The sequence below is a fragment of the Paraburkholderia sp. genome, from assembly GCF_004298475.1.
In the GTDB taxonomy this organism is placed as follows: Bacteria; Pseudomonadota; Gammaproteobacteria; order Burkholderiales; family Burkholderiaceae; genus Paraburkholderia; species Paraburkholderia denitrificans.
The window spans coordinates 39,232-54,717 of sequence record NZ_SCRP01000012.1 but is presented as its reverse complement, the minus strand read 5'-3'; the positions used below and the strand labels follow the sequence as shown (position 1 = coordinate 54,717).

15 protein-coding genes are annotated in these 15,486 nt (G+C 63.3%); 11 read left to right on the top strand and 4 right to left on the bottom strand.

Going from position 1 to position 15,486, the window contains the following annotated elements; genetic code table 11:
* From EPN59_RS07255 to EPN59_RS07230, 6 genes are all read left to right on the top strand, one after another.
* Complete coding sequence (locus EPN59_RS07255; RefSeq protein WP_293033937.1) at window positions 1-330, top strand: hypothetical protein; 330 nt, start codon at window positions 1-3, stop codon at window positions 328-330.
* 23 nt (window positions 331-353) lie between these two features.
* Window positions 354-854, top strand: a complete 501-nt coding sequence (locus tag EPN59_RS07250) for a lytic transglycosylase domain-containing protein (protein WP_293033938.1) — start codon at window positions 354-356, stop codon at window positions 852-854.
* 363 nt (window positions 855-1,217) lie between these two features.
* Complete coding sequence (locus tag EPN59_RS07245; RefSeq protein ID WP_293033939.1) at window positions 1,218-2,609, top strand: TolC family protein; 1,392 nt, start codon at window positions 1,218-1,220, stop codon at window positions 2,607-2,609.
* An 8-nt stretch (window positions 2,610-2,617) separates the two neighbouring features.
* Entirely contained in the window at window positions 2,618-3,739 is a 1,122-nt protein-coding gene (locus tag EPN59_RS07240; RefSeq protein ID WP_293033940.1) for an efflux RND transporter periplasmic adaptor subunit, read from the top strand.
* Entirely contained in the window at window positions 3,736-6,813 is a 3,078-nt protein-coding gene (locus EPN59_RS07235) for an efflux RND transporter permease subunit (RefSeq protein ID WP_293033941.1), read from the top strand. Before EPN59_RS07240 ends, EPN59_RS07235 begins: the two co-directional genes overlap by 4 nt.
* 127 nt (window positions 6,814-6,940) lie before the next feature.
* The gene (locus EPN59_RS07230; RefSeq protein WP_293033954.1) at window positions 6,941-7,156 is read left to right on the top strand and encodes a DUF3820 family protein; all 216 of its coding nucleotides are present in this window, start codon (window positions 6,941-6,943) and stop codon (window positions 7,154-7,156) included.
* 99 nt (window positions 7,157-7,255) lie between these two features.
* Here EPN59_RS07230 and EPN59_RS07225 read toward each other — a convergent pair whose 3' ends face one another.
* Together EPN59_RS07225 and EPN59_RS07220 are read right to left on the bottom strand one after the other, a co-directional pair.
* Window positions 7,256-8,404, bottom strand: coding sequence for a porin (locus EPN59_RS07225; protein ID WP_293033942.1), 1,149 nt, complete (start codon window positions 8,402-8,404; stop codon window positions 7,256-7,258).
* Between the two features lie 266 nt (window positions 8,405-8,670).
* Window positions 8,671-8,931, bottom strand: coding sequence for a hypothetical protein (locus EPN59_RS07220; RefSeq protein ID WP_293033943.1), 261 nt, complete (start codon window positions 8,929-8,931; stop codon window positions 8,671-8,673).
* Window positions 8,932-9,175: 244 nt separating this feature from the next.
* Here EPN59_RS07220 and EPN59_RS07215 point away from each other — a divergent pair, with 244 nt between their 5' ends.
* The 3 genes from EPN59_RS07215 to EPN59_RS07205 all read left to right on the top strand — a co-directional run bounded on the left by EPN59_RS07215 (window position 9,176) and on the right by EPN59_RS07205 (window position 10,653).
* A complete protein-coding gene (locus EPN59_RS07215) occupies window positions 9,176-9,526 on the top strand; it encodes a hypothetical protein (RefSeq protein ID WP_293033944.1) in 351 nt (116 codons plus the stop codon).
* Window positions 9,527-9,606: 80 nt separating this feature from the next.
* Complete coding sequence (locus tag EPN59_RS07210; RefSeq protein WP_293033945.1) at window positions 9,607-10,044, top strand: DUF411 domain-containing protein; 438 nt, start codon at window positions 9,607-9,609, stop codon at window positions 10,042-10,044.
* A 9-nt stretch (window positions 10,045-10,053) separates the two neighbouring features.
* A complete protein-coding gene (locus tag EPN59_RS07205; RefSeq protein ID WP_293045783.1) occupies window positions 10,054-10,653 on the top strand; it encodes a hypothetical protein in 600 nt (199 codons plus the stop codon).
* 95 nt (window positions 10,654-10,748) lie between these two features.
* Here the strand turns inward: EPN59_RS07205 and EPN59_RS07200 are convergent, their stop codons facing one another.
* The gene (locus tag EPN59_RS07200; protein WP_293033947.1) at window positions 10,749-12,539 is read right to left on the bottom strand and encodes an acyl-CoA dehydrogenase; all 1,791 of its coding nucleotides are present in this window, start codon (window positions 12,537-12,539) and stop codon (window positions 10,749-10,751) included.
* Between the two features lie 190 nt (window positions 12,540-12,729).
* On the bottom strand, window positions 12,730-13,734 hold the full coding sequence (locus tag EPN59_RS07195; protein ID WP_293033948.1) for an AraC family transcriptional regulator: 1,005 nt from the start codon (window positions 13,732-13,734) through the stop codon (window positions 12,730-12,732).
* Window positions 13,735-13,951: 217 nt separating this feature from the next.
* On the opposite strand from EPN59_RS07195, the gene yedE reads away from it, so the two are divergent.
* Window positions 13,952-15,172, top strand: coding sequence for a selenium metabolism membrane protein YedE/FdhT (gene yedE / locus EPN59_RS07190; RefSeq protein WP_293033949.1), 1,221 nt, complete (start codon window positions 13,952-13,954; stop codon window positions 15,170-15,172).
* A complete protein-coding gene (gene yedF / locus EPN59_RS07185; RefSeq protein ID WP_293033950.1) occupies window positions 15,172-15,411 on the top strand; it encodes a sulfurtransferase-like selenium metabolism protein YedF in 240 nt (79 codons plus the stop codon). Before yedE ends, yedF begins: the two co-directional genes overlap by 1 nt.
* The last annotated feature ends 75 nt before the right edge of the window (window positions 15,412-15,486 follow it).

Sequence of the window (15,486 nt, the reverse complement as noted above, 5' to 3'; positions counted from 1 at the left end):
ATGCGCCTGATTGCTTTCGCCGCGCTATCGCTGTGCTTGAGTTCAGCCGCATGGGCCAGCCAGCCTGCCGTCGGCGCGCCTGCAACCGCTGCCGCCACAGCCTCTGCGGACAAGGTCTACCCGCCGCTGCCCTCGCTCGCCATGCTGCCGCCCGCCACCGGCGACGACGACGAACTTCCCGCGCCGCACTCGACGTCGCACGGCAAGAAAAAGATGCGCCAGCACGAATGCCGCTGCGCGATGCCGATGCCGCGCCTCGTCGTCTCCGATGCGTCGCGCACCTATCTCCATGACATCGAGCAAAGGCTCGATTCCGCACTGGCGCAGTAAAGCAGAACCTGGAGCACCGACCCGTGGATCAGAAAAAAACCAACACCTTCCGCCCTTTGCGGTTGTGGGCCGTATGCGCCTGGGCGGCGCTACTGGCACTACTGGCACTCGGCAGTTCGGCCGCACAAGCCGCCGCGCCCGCCGACGATTGCTTCGACAAAGCCGGCGCTTACCAGGGCGTCAATCCGCTCGTGCTGCGTGCCGTGGCGTGGCGCGAATCGAAAGGCGATGCCACCGCCATCAACCGTAACGCCAACGGTTCGATCGACGTGGGGCAATTGCAGATCAATTCGATCCACTTTCCGGAACTCGAAAGCCGGGGCATTCCGCACCGCGCGCTCACGGACCCGTGCGTGAATATCTTCGTGGCCGCCTGGCTGCTCAAGCAGAAGATGGTGCGGTACGGCAACACGTGGCGCGCCATCGGCGCCTATCACTCGGAATCGCCGCACGAGCGCGACGCCTACGCACGCAGCATCCAGGCGATTCTCGTGAGCTGGGGGCTGTTGCAGCCGCAACGGTGAGGTTCTACTGCAGGCCCCGCGAGGTCGTTGTTTCCTGGAGGAGGCCGGACACGCCGATCATTTTTGCACCGGAACCCATAGCCGATGCGCACGCTGAAAGCCATATGCTGGATCGGTGACGCGCAGCGCTTAAGGATCGCATAAGCATCTGCCCCATAGAATTCCCCGCGAGTCTGCCGCGTAGCCCTAAAAGCTTGCGACAATCCGATTTCGCGGGCGGCACGTTGCCTCCCCGCAACCCAGGTTTGCTTCCGGGAGCGCACGTTGCCTTGCCTTTTACCTCGCGCGCCGCGCAATCGCGTCGGCAGCGCCACTGCTTCCTCTATCCGTGTCGCGCTAGCCGCAACGGCGTCTGCCACCGCGTTGCTTTCCGGCTGCGCCGTCTATCATGCAAAGCCCCTGCCGTCGAGCGACTCGCTGCTCACCCAGGCCGCACTTGCGCGCGTACAGATCGATCCGGCGAAGATGCCGCTGCCCGAACTCGCCGCGCATCGCTTCGATCCATCCGATGGCTTCGACATGGAAGACGTCGCGATACTGGCCGTCGCGAACAATCCCGATCTCAGGCTCGCGCGCGACGATCTCGGCATCGCGCAGGCGCAGGCATTTTCGGCGGGACTGCTGCCCGATCCCCAGGTCAGCATATCGAGCGACTATCCTGGCGCGGCCGGATTTTCGCGTGCATTCAGCTACGGCCTGAGCATGGACGTCATGGCCATCGTCACGCGCAGCGCGAACAAAAAGTCCGCGGATGCTACGGTGAGCAAGACCGACCTCGGCCTGCTCTGGCAGGAATGGCAGGTGGTGGCGCAGGCGCGACAGCTCTTCGTGAAGGCGCGCTTCCAGGACGACGTGCTGCCGTTGCTCGCGCAACAGGCCGAACTCGCGCAGACGCGCTACGTGCGCACGGCGCACGCGGCGAGCGAGCACAACGTGACCGCCGACACCACGACCGCCGCCCTCACGGCCTGGCAGGACGCGCGCAAGCAATACGCCGACATGCAGCAAGCACGCGAGCAGACGCACCACGACCTGAACGCTTTGCTGGGCCTCGCGCCGGAAGTCGATCTGCCGCTCGTCGGCGCGGCCACGGTCGAGCCCCTCGACGCGTCGACGCTGGACGCCGCCGTCGCAGCGCTACCGCAGCGCCGGCCGGATCTGATCGCGTTGCAGGCCGGTTACGAAGCACAAGAGCAGAAGTACCGCGCGGCGATCCTCAATCAGTTTCCGAGCCTTTCGGTCGGCTTTACCCGTCAGCGCGACACATCGGAAATCTACACGAGCGGCTTCGCCATCAATCTCACGCTTCCGGTGTTCAACCGCAATCGCGGCAATATCGCCATCGAGCAGGCCACGCGCCAGCGTCTCGCCGACGAATACCAGGACCGCCTGAACACCGCTTACGCCGATATCGCGCATCTGCGCGCCGCTAACGCACGCGCCGGGCAACAGCTCGCACAGGACGATGCAGCCCTGCCCGCGCTGAACGAAGCGGCTGCCCGCGCGCATGACGCCTACGCGGCGCACAACATCGCGCTCGGCCAATACGTCGACGCGCAAAGCGCCGCGCTCGCACGTCAGGTGGATGCCGCCACGGCTCGCGAGGCACTCGCCGAGCAGCGCATTTCGCTGCAAGCGCTGCTCGGCAGCGCGATCCCCGATCCGTACGCCGATGCACCCGCCGCGCACGACAACACCAACGGCCCGACGCATGCCTCCGCGGACGCCGCCACGAATGCTCCTGCCAATCGCTGATGATGCCCATGCCAGAACGCTACTTTTCCCTGCGTGCCGCCGTGTACGCCCTGTGCGCCGCCGCCTCGCTCGCTGCCGGCGCTGCGCTCCTGTACGCGCGCAGCGCGCACGCCGATGATGCCGCTGACGCCAAACCTGCGGCCTCTGTTGCCGTGCAGATCGTGCCGGTCATGCGCAAGCCCGTCTCTCAGAGGGTCGTCGCTTATGGCGTGGTCGGCAGCACCGCCGGTAATTCGGTCACCGTTAGCCTGCCCTACGTGGCGCGTGTGACGCGCGTTCTGGTACAGCCGGGCCAGACGGTCGCACGCGGCACACCGCTTGTCGTGGTGCAGGCCGATTCCGCCGCAGTGGTCGCCTTCACCCAGGCGAAGAGCGCTGCCACGCTCGCGCGCGGCGAGCTCTCGCGCACCGAGGCCCTCTTTCGCGACGGCCTCGCCACGCAATCGCAGCTCGACACCGCGCAAAAAGCGCTCGACGACGCTCAGCAGGCGCTCGCCGCACAGAAGGTATCGGGCATCGCAGCGGGCGAAACAACCGTTACCGCGCCAGCCGCCGGCGTGGTCTCGCAGATGAGTGCCGCACCCGGCGACCAGGTGCAGGCCGGTACGTTGCTCGCGCAACTGGTCGGCATGAACGCTTCCGGCGTGCACGCGGCCAACGTCTCGCTCGGCGTGGAAGCCGCCGACGCCGCAACGATCCACGCAGGCGATCGCGTCGTGCTGCATCCGCTAACCGCCGCGCAGACGTCCGCGCAGGCGCAAGGTCAGGTCGCGTTGGTGGGGGCGGCCGTCGATGCGCAGACCCAGCTCGTCAATGTCGGCGCCAGCGTGCCGCTCGCGGGCACGGCGTTCCTGCCGGGCATGCGCGTGCGCGCCGAGATCGACACGCAGACGGGCACCTGGTGGGAGGTGCCGCGCGCCGCAGTGCTGCAGGATGCCAGGGGCCAGTACGTGTATCAGTTGATGCCGGGTAACAAGGCGCACCGCGTGAACGTGACCGTGAAAGTCGAGCACGGCGGTACGTACGGCGTGGACGGCGCGCTCGACGCCACACGCGGTCTGGTTGTGAGCGGCAACTATGAACTCGAAGACGGTATGGCCGTGCGCGTCGCGCGAGGCGGCGCGCAATGACTTTCAGCGAATGGATGCAGCGCCACCGGCGCTCCCTGTTGTTCGTGATCGCACTTGGCGCCATCGCAGGCGCGCTCACCGGCCTGCGTCTGCCGATCTCGCTCTTTCCGAACGTCTCGTTTCCGCGCGCGGTCGTCTCGCTCGATGCGGGCGACCGCCCCGCCGAACAGATGGCCACGCTCGTCACCGTGCCCGTCGAAGAAGCGCTGCGGCGCGTGCCGGGCGTTCGCGACGTGAAATCGACAACCAGCCGGGGCTCGGCGCAAATTTCGCTGAACTTCGACTGGGGCACCGACATGTCGCAGGCCACGTTGCAGGCGCAGTCGGCGATTGCCGAGATCCTCGCGACGCTGCCGCCGGGCACGACCATGCAGGTGCGCCGCATGGACCCGACCGTCTTTCCCGTGCTCGCATACAGCCTCACGTCGTCGCGACTCTCGCTCTCGCAACTCCACGATCTCGCGCAATTCCAGTTGCGTCCGCTGTTGTCGTCGGTCGACGGTGTGGCGCGCGTCGATGTCATGGGCGGCGCGCGCGACGAGCTCGAAGTCGCCGTCGATCCGGCCCGCCTCGCGGCGTACAAGCTTTCGGTTGCCGATGTCTCGCGCGCGATCGGTGCGGGCAACGTGCTGATGGCCACCGGGCGCATCGAGGACCACGACAAGCTCTGCCTCGTGGTCGCGAACACCGCCCTGGACGGCCTCGACGCGCTGAAGAACGTGGTGGTCGCCACGCCTGATGCGAACCGGGCGAATCAGGTGCGTCTCGGCGATATTGCAACGGTCGCGCAGGGCGTCGTGCCCCAGTGGATGCGCGTGACGGCAGACGGCAAGGATGCCGTGCTGATCAATGTCTTCCAGCAGCCGGGCGCGAACAGCGTGGCGATGGCGCAGGCCATCCGCGCGCGCCTCGCCAGCTTCGACAAACAGATGCCGGCGGGCGTGCATCTCGCGAACTGGTACGACCAGAGCGAGCTTGTGATCGCTTCGGCCACGAGCGTGCGCGACGCCATCATGATCGGCCTCGTGCTCGCCGCGCTCACGCTCTTCGTGTTCCTGCGCAACGTGAAGGTCATGCTGATCGCCGTCGCGCTCGTGCCTGTTGTCATGGCCGCGACGATTCTCATGCTCGACCTCTTCGGCATGGGCTTCAACATCATGACGCTCGGCGGCATGGCCGCTGCCGTGGGCCTCGTGATCGACGACGCCATCGTCATGATCGAGCACATCGCGCGGCGCGTGCGCGAGGCCGGCGCTCACGCATTCCATGGCCGCGTGATGAGCGCGGCGCTCGAATTCACGCGCCCGCTGGCGGGTTCCTCGGCAGCCACGCTCATCATCTTCGTGCCGCTGGCGTTTCTCTCGGGCGTGACGGGAGCGTTCTTCAAGGCGCTCTCCATCACCATGGCGAGCGCGCTCTTCATTTCGTTTCTCGTGACATGGCTGGCCATCCCCATTCTGTGCGACCACTGGCTCACCGCGAAAGACGCCGAAGAGCACAGCGAAACACGCTTCGCTGCGTGGCTCAACGACCGGTATCGCCGCATTGTCGCGGCCGTCAGCGCGCGGCCCGTGTGGGTGCTTGCGTTCATCGTGCCGCTGGCGCTCGTTGCGGCGCTAGCGTTCACGCGCGTAGGCAGCGGCTTCATGCCGTCGATGGACGAAGGCGGCTTCGTGCTCGACTACCACACGAAGCCCGGCACTTCGATCACCGAGACCGATCGCCTGATGCAGCAGATCGAGGCGATCATCCGCGCCAATCCAAACGTGGCGACCTACTCGCGGCGCACGGGTGCGGGTCTGGGCGGCGACCTCAACGAACCCAACATGGGCGACTTCTTCGTGCGGCTGAAGTCGGGCAACCGCGAACCCATCGACACCGTGATGGAGGAAATCCGTTCGCAGGTCGAAACACAGGTTCCGGGTGTGAGCATCGAGCTTGCGCAGTTGATGGAGGATCTCATCGGCGACCTCACGGATGTGCCGCAGCCCGTGCAGATCAAGATCTATTCCGACGACCAGAACGTTCTCGATGACACCGCGGAGCGCATCGCCGCGCGCATCGGCAAGATTTCCGGCATTGTCGACGTCGATAACGGCATCAACCCTGCTGGCGACGCCGTCAATCTGCACATCCGCGCCGATGCTGCGGCCGCCGAGGGCATGGACCCGCAGGCCATCGCGCAGCAGGTGAACGATCTGCTCGACGGCAACGTGGCCACGCAGTATCAGGACGGCCCGAAGAGTATCGGCGTGCGCGTGCGCGCACGGGGCGCGATGCACATGACCGATACCGCGCTCAGCCAGTTGCCGATACGCGCGCCGGACGGGCATATGTTCGCGCTGTCGCGCGTGGCCGACCGCGTGACGGTGAGCGGCCAGCCCGAGATCAGCCGCGACAATCTCAAGCGCATGGTGGCGGTGACGGCGCGCATCGACGGGCGCGATCTCGGCTCGACCATCGCCGACGTGCAGCACGCGCTCGCCGATCAGAACCTGCTGCCCGCAGGCGTCTATTACGAGCTTGGCGGCCTCTATCAGCAACAGCAGATCGCCTTCAAAGGCCTGATTGCCGTGTTCGGTGCGGCGCTCGCGCTGGTGTTCGGGCTGCTGCTGTTCCTCTACGAGCGCTTTCGCGTGGCGCTAGCCGTATTGGCGATGCCGCTGCTCGCGGCCGGCGCGGTCTTCATCGGCCTGTGGATCACCGGCATCGAACTCAATATCTCGGCGATGATGGGGATGACGATGATCATCGGCATCGTGACGGAAGTCGCAATCTTCTACGTGTCGGAATTTCAGGGCCTCGTGCGCGACGAAGGGATTGACGTTCACGAGGCGCTGCAGGCGGCGGGCCGCAACCGTCTGCGCCCCATCGCGATGACGACAATCGCCGCAATCCTCGCGCTCCTGCCGCTCGCATTCGCACTGGGCCAGGGCAGCGCGATGCAGCAGCCGCTCGCGGTGGCCATCATCTCAGGCCTGATCGTGCAAATGCCGCTGGTGCTGGTGGTGCTGCCGGTGCTGCTGCGTCTGCTGCTGGGCGCAGGCAAGGGCGGCAAGCCGGGCGCTGCGTAACGACTGCGCGGGCTTGCGCAAAGCCCGCGCAGCGTTTTACGACCTTCAGTCGTGCCAGATCGGCCAGCACGCGGTAGAAACTCCGTGGCCGGACGTGCGCAAATGAAAAGCCGTGCACAATACCCCCATGCGAGCCCCAGACCTTGAACGCCTTGTCACCGTCACCATGCCCTTCGGTAAATATAAAGGCCGGCTCATCGCCGACCTGCCCGGGCATTACCTTAATTGGTTTGCACGCGAAGGATTCCCACGGGGCGAACTCGGCCAGCTGCTCGCACTGATGCAAGAGCTGGACCATAACGGCCTGAGGGACTTGCTCGAGCCGCTGCGCAAACGAGGATAGCGCGCCAATCAGGCGCTATTGATACTGCGAACACGGCAGACACGGCAGGCGCAGTGACCGGATCTGCCGCCGCAAGATGTCATTTGCGGCGGCAGAAGTTCAGAACATCTTGCGCAACCCAATCGCGGCGCCCACATTGTTGCTTCGTCCGAGCGAATCAACAGCGCCCGTGATTTTGTCGGTCGTACCCGGATAATCGGCGGCAAACGCGCCATTGCCGCGCGAAAAATCCACGGTGCCATAAATTTCCGTGTGTTTCGACAGGGAATATTCGGCGAGCACGGTAGCGGAATAGTTAATGCCCGAACCCAGCGTGCCGTCGATCAGTTCGGCGTTACGCGTGTGCCCGTAATAGCCGGCCACGGTAATCAGCAGCGGGCGGGTCGCCTGCCAGTTCGCGCCAATGTAGAGCGTGTCGTCAATTCGATTCGGACTGACGCCAGCCAGTTTCGGCGCGCCGGACTGTTGCATGTTGCCGTCGGTCGTGCCGGTACGATCCTGCGCATGAAGCCACCCGGCCAAAAGGCGAACGGCGGGCGTGATCTGGTATGCGCCGCTGACGTGAAGCAGATTGATCTTTGCGCCGTTGATCGCGCTACCCTGAGCCTGAGTCACCGAAGTCTGCTGAAAGCCAGCGCCCAGTAACGCCGGTCCGCGCTCATAGGTCAATTCGACGGCATAGGTGCTGCCCAGACCCACCGCGCCCGCTTGATTTCCGAATCCATAGATTGCATCAATGCTGAATCCATTGGTGCTCAACTTGTATTTGATACTGTTGCTGATCGTGAGATACGGGCCGATGCCGTTCCACATCCAGCTATCCTGCCAATAGTTGCCCACGGTGAACGGATCGAATATATCGCCCATGGTGTCGTAGAGCGGGGCATATTGATTGCCCAGCGTCACCGCGCCGTAACGGTCGCTCGACAGGCCGACATAGGCTTGACGGCTGAACAGCGTGTTTGGTTGGTGAAGCGCTCCACTATTCGCCTGAAAGCCATTTTCCAGCCGAAAGATCGCGGATAGACCGCCGCCGAGATCTTCGGTTCCGCGCAAGCCCCAGCGGCTGTTCGTCTCGGGACCGACAACCATGCTAATCAAGTCTTTGCCATCGGCAGCGGCATTCGTCTGATAGCGCAATGCGGTATCCACGATACCGTACAACGTCACAGAACTCTGGGCATGGGCAGAAGTGGTGGCAGCCGCGGTAAGTACGCCAAGTGCCCCCGAAATAATAATTTTTTTCATTTATATGTACCGTGGAGAATCTGGGGGGGCGATATCCCGATAGCGGTATCGAGTTGCCCTCCGGAAGAAACAGCGGAGCTTAGTTCTTTACGATCTTTTGAAAAATTGCAGAATCTGGATTAGTCAATTCCAGAAATCGGAAGAATACACGATTGCAGCGCCGCCACCGGCAGCAACAGGTTGTCCGCCGCCCCTCACTTCGAATACCCGTGGGATCTGATCTGACTGTAGGTGATTTCGTCACCCGAGAGCCCCCGTACACCAGACTACCGATAGTTGACGAAGTTAATGATGTCGTTTAAAAACCACGGCAGAATCAGCTGCGTATCGGGGTAGCTGGTGCCGACGCTGAGCCTCGGCGGATGTGCCGCAGCGTCGCCGGGCGTCACCCTTTCGGGCGCGTGTAAAATGTACGCATTTGTGCCGGTCATACGTGGCCGCACGGTCTGGTTATTCGCGGGCGACGATGCCGAGGTACAGCCGGTAGTGAACACGATGAGGGCCGCTGCAAAGCAAATGGGCTTCATGATGGCGTGAACTCCAGCAACGTTACGTCGACACAGTATGGCCGATGATGGATTCGTCCGGTTCGTGAGCGAACGCTGCCGCGCGCAGTAAGCGCGGTAACAAGCGCGGTAACAAGCGCGGCAATAAGCGCAGTTCTAGTCGACGTGATCCATCCTTCAAGCCCCACCGCTCGCAATTGACGCCTATCATGCGTGAATCGTCCGGCCATCTTTTCGCCGTTCACGCACGCAACACCCCAAAGCCATGAAAGGTCTGCGCCGCTTCATTCTTCTGATCGTGTTTCTGCTGCCCGCCCTGAACGGTTGGGCAACGGCGGCGATCATGCCGGCCGCCGCCACCCACGGCATGGCGATCAGTGCGTGCGACCACGTCGCCGTTTCCGCCGCAACGGCGCAGCCCGTTAAATCCTGCGTGCAACACAAGAATGCCTGCAGCGTACCGTCCTGCTGTCCGGTTTGCGGCCCGCTGGTTCCTGCCATGGTCGCCGCGCGCTTTGCGGCTGCACCGCGTTCCAGTACCTGGGTTTCGACACATCCCGCGCTCCTGACCGGTATCACCTTCCCCCCGCCCCATCGTCCCCCGGTGCCGGTTTGAGTCCACTGCACCCGCTGTCCCGGCGTGTTCGCGCACGCCAGGATCGATGACGACACATCCATCACGCTGGAGGGGCCATCATGCCCAAATTCCGCCATTCTCTCGTTGCCGCCCTGCTGGCGGTGCTCAGCATGTCCACCCTGGCCGCCATTCCGGCGATCGTTTATAAAAGCCCGACCTGTGGTTGCTGCGAAGACTACGTCAGCTACCTCAAGCAAAACGGTTTCGCCGTCACGGCGATCAACACTGACGACATGTCGCGCGTTGAAAAGCAGTTTCACGTTACGCCCGAAATGGCCAGTTGCCATACCGTCAAGATCGGCAACTACGTCATCGAGGGTCATGTACCCGTGGCGGCCATCAAGCGCCTGCTAGCCGAAAAACCCCCTATCCTCGGACTGTCCATTCCGGGCATGCCGCAGCACGCGCCCGGTATGGGCACGTACCAACCGGGCACGCTCGACGTCTATGAGTTGACTGCGGACGGGCGCACAGGCGTGCTGTATGGCCGCTTCTGATCGGCGCCGATGAACGGCATGAGCGGGCGCCCAAACCCGAGCGGTGGCGCGCCCTCGCCTGGCCGCAGCGCAGGTTGCGGCACGTTTGCAAGGAATACAGCAATGAAGATGAAATCCCTTTCCATGGTCATGCTGGCCGCAGCGCTTTTCCAGGCCAGCACGACATTTGCCCAGATGCCGGCGATGCATATGGAACATGCGCATCATGCGTTTGCGTTTGGCCGTCCGGCCCAGGAAGCCGACGTGACGAAGACGATCCACGTCGAGGCCAATGATCAAATGCGGCTCAATTTCGATTCCATGGAAATCCGGCGCGGCGACGTGGTGAAGTTCGTCGTCAAGAACGTGGGCCAGGTGCCGCATGAATTCGCGATCGGCGATGACGCATTCCGGCGCGAACATATCAACGAAATGAAGCAGATGGCGGCGATGCCCGGCATGGCCGGCATGGGGCACTCAGATCCGAACGTCGTCAGCCTTCAGCCTGGCGAAACCAAAACGTTGGTCTGGCGCTTCGATCCGCTCCATACGCGTAACGTCCTGTTCGCGTGTTATGTGCCGGGCCATTACGAAGCCGGTATGTATCAACGGATCGTTATCGGCAATTAACTACAAACTCACTCCAAGGTAACTGCGAGCTAACTGCAAGCCGCGTAAACAGCACACGCCTCGCAAACGCGAGGCGTGCTTTACACCGCTTCAGTTCAGAACTGATCTTCGCTCATTGCGAGCACGCTCTGGCTGCCGCGCCCGCTGAGAATCGACACCGCGGTGCTGCTCGCCATCGGGAGAATGTGCTCTGCGTAGAACTGCGCCACAGCGATCTTCGCACCATGGAACGACGGATCGTCTGCGTGGCAGCGCGTCGATGCAAGCAGCGCGCGCGCCATCTGCCAGCCGCACAGCACGATGCCCGCCAGCTTCAGATAAGGCACGCTGCCCATGAACACCGCATTCGGATCGCGCTTCGTATTCGCAACGACGAACTCAACCACATCGCCAAGCGCCTGTGCGCCCTGCTTCAACTGCGCGCCCATCGACGCCGCAGCCGTGCCATCCGCCTGAGCGAGCGCTTCGATCGTCTCCGCAATTTCGGCGAGCACCGCACGCGCAACTGCGCCGCCGTCACGCACGGTCTTGCGTCCGACCAGGTCATTGGCCTGAATAGCCGTGGTCCCCTCGTAAATCGCGAGAATCCGCGCATCGCGATAGAACTGCGCGGCGCCCGTCTCTTCGATAAAGCCCATGCCGCCGTGCACCTGCACGCCGAGGCTCGCCACGTCGTTGACCATCTCCGTGCTCCAGCCTTTCACGATCGGCACGAGATACTCGTAAATCGCCTGATGACGCTCGCGCTCTGCTGCGTCGGGATGCCGGTGCGCGTGGTCGCTGTGCGCGGCGGCCACATACGCCAGCGCGCGCGCACCTTCGGTCAGCGCGCGCATCGTCGCGAGCATGCGACGCACGTCGGGATGGTGAATGATCGACACGGCCTGCGCCGCCGATCCGTCGACGGGGCGGCTCTGCACGCGTTCCTTTGCATACGCAACAGCCTTCTGGCAGGCACTCTCCGCGACGCCGATGCCCTGCATGCCCACGCCGAAGCGCGCCGCGTTCATCATGATGAACATGTATTCGAGGCCGCGGTTCGCCTCACCGATCAGATAGCCCACTGCGCCGCCGTCGTCGCCGTACTGCAAAACCGCCGTGGGACTCGCCTTGATGCCGAGCTTGTGTTCGATCGAAACGCAGCGCACGTCGTTGCGTGCGCCGAGGCTGCCGTCTTCATTCACGAGGAATTTCGGCACGATGAAGAGCGAAATGCCTTTCACGCCAGCCGGTGCGTCGGGCGTACGGGCCAGCACGAGATGCACGATGTTCTCCGCCATGTCGTGCTCGCCCCACGTGATGAAGATCTTCGTGCCGAAGATCCGGTACGAACCGTCCGCCTGCGGTTCGGCGCGCGAGCGCACGAGCGCGAGATCGGAGCCTGCCTGCGGCTCCGTGAGATTCATCGTGCCGGTCCATTCACCCGAAATCAGCTTCGGCACATAGCGCGCTTTTTGATCGTCTGTGCCCGCCGTGAGCAGCGCTTCGATTGCGCCATCGGTCAGGAGCGGACACAGCGCGAACGAAAGGTTTGCCGCATTCAGCATTTCGATGCACGGCGTGGCGATCAACTTGGGCAGCGCCTGGCCGCCGTATTCGGACGGATGCTGCAAACCTTGCCAGCCGCCCTCGACGAACTGGCGGAACGCCTCCCTGAAACCCGCCGTCGAGGTCACTTCGCCGTCGTGCCAGCTGCTCGGGGCGCGGTCGCCCGTCACGTTCAGCGGCGCGAGGACTTCGCCGCAGAGCTTCGCGGCTTCGTCTAGCACGGCCTGCGCGGTGTCGAGGTTCGCATCCTCGAAACCGGGCAAAGCGGCGACGGTGTCCATGCCGGCCAGTTCCTTCAGCACGAACAGCATGTCCTTGACGGGGGCGGTATAGCTCATGATGGTCCTTCCAGTGACGCGGTAAATGAGGAAACACGCGGCGCCCGCAGGCCGGCAAAGCGGCGGGGCACACTCGGGTTTCGGCAGATCGTAGCGCCAAAGGCACGCGCACGGACTGTCCAAACCGGACCACCTGGTGACAAATCTGGCCACATCGTGCCGTGCGCGTCCCTATGCAGGGGCGTTGCCGTCAACCGCGCACGCGGTACGTGCCAGGCGTGCTGCCGGTCCAGTGGCGGAATGCGCGATGAAAGGCGCTGGGATCGTCAAAGCCGATGTCGCCCGCGATGGCCGCAATCGTGTCCTGCGTTTCGGTGAGACGCAGGATGGCAATATCGCGGCGCAGATCGTCCTTGAGTGACTGAAAGGATGTGTCTTCGGCAGCGAGGCGCCGGCAAAGCGTGCGGACCGAACAATGCAGGTTTTGCGCCGCTTGCTCGATGGTCGGCAAATCGGGCAGCGTTCCTGCAAGATACTGGCGGACGCGGTGCCCGACACGCTGTTCGCTGAACGATTCGAAAATCCAGTCGCCGGGCGAGCGTGCGAGAAAGTTGCGCAGGTTGCGCTTGCTCTGGCGGATCGGCATGTCGAGATACGCCGCACCGAAACGCATGAGCGTGGATTCACAACCAAAGCGCACGGGCCCTGAAAAGAAGTAACGGTGATCGAGCGCGTGCGGCGGCTGCGGGCACGCGAATTCGACCTGCAACAGCGGAATCTTCTGCCCGATCAGCCACGACGAGACACCGTGCGCGAGCTTGAGCATCAATTCCTGCCCGAGCGGGCCGATTGGCCCGTAAGCGGGATGCGGACACAGTTCGACCTGCGCCACCGGGCCGCTGCGGCGCGATTCGAGCCGGAAATCGTCGAGCACGATATGGAAAAACTGGCCAAAACGGTGCAGCGCCGTTTCGAGGTTGCGCGCATCGAGCAGGCTCAAACAAAGAAACTTCAGCGTGCCGCTGCGAAACGGCCGGCTGAAAACGCCGGGCATCTCATCGTCGAGTTCGATGGCCAGCGCCTGATAGAGCGCGGAAAACTGCTCTTCGGTGACGCGTGCGCCGGGTTCGTGCAGCAGCTCGGGCGCCACACCGGCCTGCATCAGATAGCGGTGACTCACCTCGGCCTTCGCCCCCGCAGACGCGAGAAAGCCATTGACGAGAGAGATGGGAACAGTTGCGCTCGGCGCTTGCATGCGGGGTTTTCAGGTAATGGCGTGGGCCGTCGGTGCACGAATGCGACATTCTAGAACGGCCGCCGCCCCTCGACACGCATAACGCAATGCCAGGCGATTATTCGCGTTTTCGCTACACAGAAGTGCAAGGTAAAGGCAGTCTCGATATTTTCAAAAAAAATAGCTGGCAACATGACCACCGTTTGCGAAGTCGCTTACCTTTTCTGGAGTCCACATCATGACATGGCGCCGCATTCAGCAAGATTATTTGATCCGGTTTTGGGCGCCACTCCCCTCGATCATTGCAGCCGGCGTGCTCTCTGCGTTCTACTTCGGCATTACGGGCACCTTCTGGGCTGTAACCGGCGAATTTACGCGCTGGGGCGGTCATGTACTTCAGGCATTCGGCCTGCATCCCGAGCATTGGAGCTACTTCAAGATCATCGGGCTGCACGGTGCGCCGTGGACGCGCATCGACGGCGTCATGGTGCTCGGCATGTTCGCAGGCAGCCTGTCCGCCGCGCTGTGGGCCAACAATGTCAAGCTCCGTTTTCCGCGCAGGCAACACCGCATCGTCCAGGCGCTCGTTGGCGGCGCGATAGCCGGATTCGGCGCGCGGCTCGCGATGGGATGCAATCTCGCGGCCTTTTTCACGGGCATTCCGCAATTCTCGCTGCATGCATGGTTGTTTGCGCTGTCCACTATCGTCGGCTCGTATTTCGGCACACGCGTAGCGCTGCTGCGAGTTCTGAAGGCCGAACCCCGTCTTGAACGCGTGGCGGCTGGCCAGAAATCGGCCCTTCCCGCCAGACAACCGCGTTGGCAATTCCGCATCGGCGTCGCCGTATTCGCCGCCGCGCTTGCCGCCTCGCTCGCCCTTGCCTTCGGCGCAGAGAAACTCGGTCTTGCCGCCGCGTTTGGCATCGCATTCGGCGTGCTGATCGAGCGCGCACAAATCTGCTTCACGTCGGCGTTTCGCGACATGTGGATCACAGGACGCACAACCACGGCGCGCACCATCGTGCTCGGCATGGCCGCCAGTGCCATCGGGGTCTTCAGTTATGTCCAACTCGGCGTCGTGCCGAATATCTTCTGGGCCGGTCCGAATGCCATCATCGGCGGCGTGATGTTCGGCTTCGGCATCGTGGTTGCAGGCGGTTGCGAAACGGGCTGGATGTATCGCGCGATGGAAGGCCAGGTGCATTACTGGTGGGTCGGCGTCGGCAATATTTTGGGCGGAACGCTGATTGCGGCGCTTTGGGATCGCGTCGCTCCGGTGCTGGTGCTCGACTATCCTCCGGTCAACCTGTTGAATGCACTGGGGCCGATGGGCGGTCTGATCGCGACTTATGCGGGCCTCGTCATCGCGTTCGCCCTGTTGCTGTGGTGGGAAAAAACCTTCCTCGAACGTGCGCAAACGCGCACCCTTCGCCAAACCGAACCCGGGAGCGCAATCTGATGGCCGACGAAACCTTGACCCCCGACTTCCGCCTCGACCTCAGTGGCGAGCCGTGCCCTTATCCTGTGGTCGCAACACTCGAAACCATGCCGAATCTGCAGCCCGGCGAGATTCTCGAAGTGCTAAGCGACTGTCCCCAGTCGATAAATAGCATTCCCGCCGATGTGAAGCGCTACGGATACCGCGTGCTGAAGATCGAACAGCATGGTTCGACGATTCTTTACTGGATTCAACGATGAGCGACCTCGCAACGGATTAGCCGGGGTCGACGGCTGCCGTTGCCCCTGGCGCGCTCGCGCATGGCGTCGTAATTC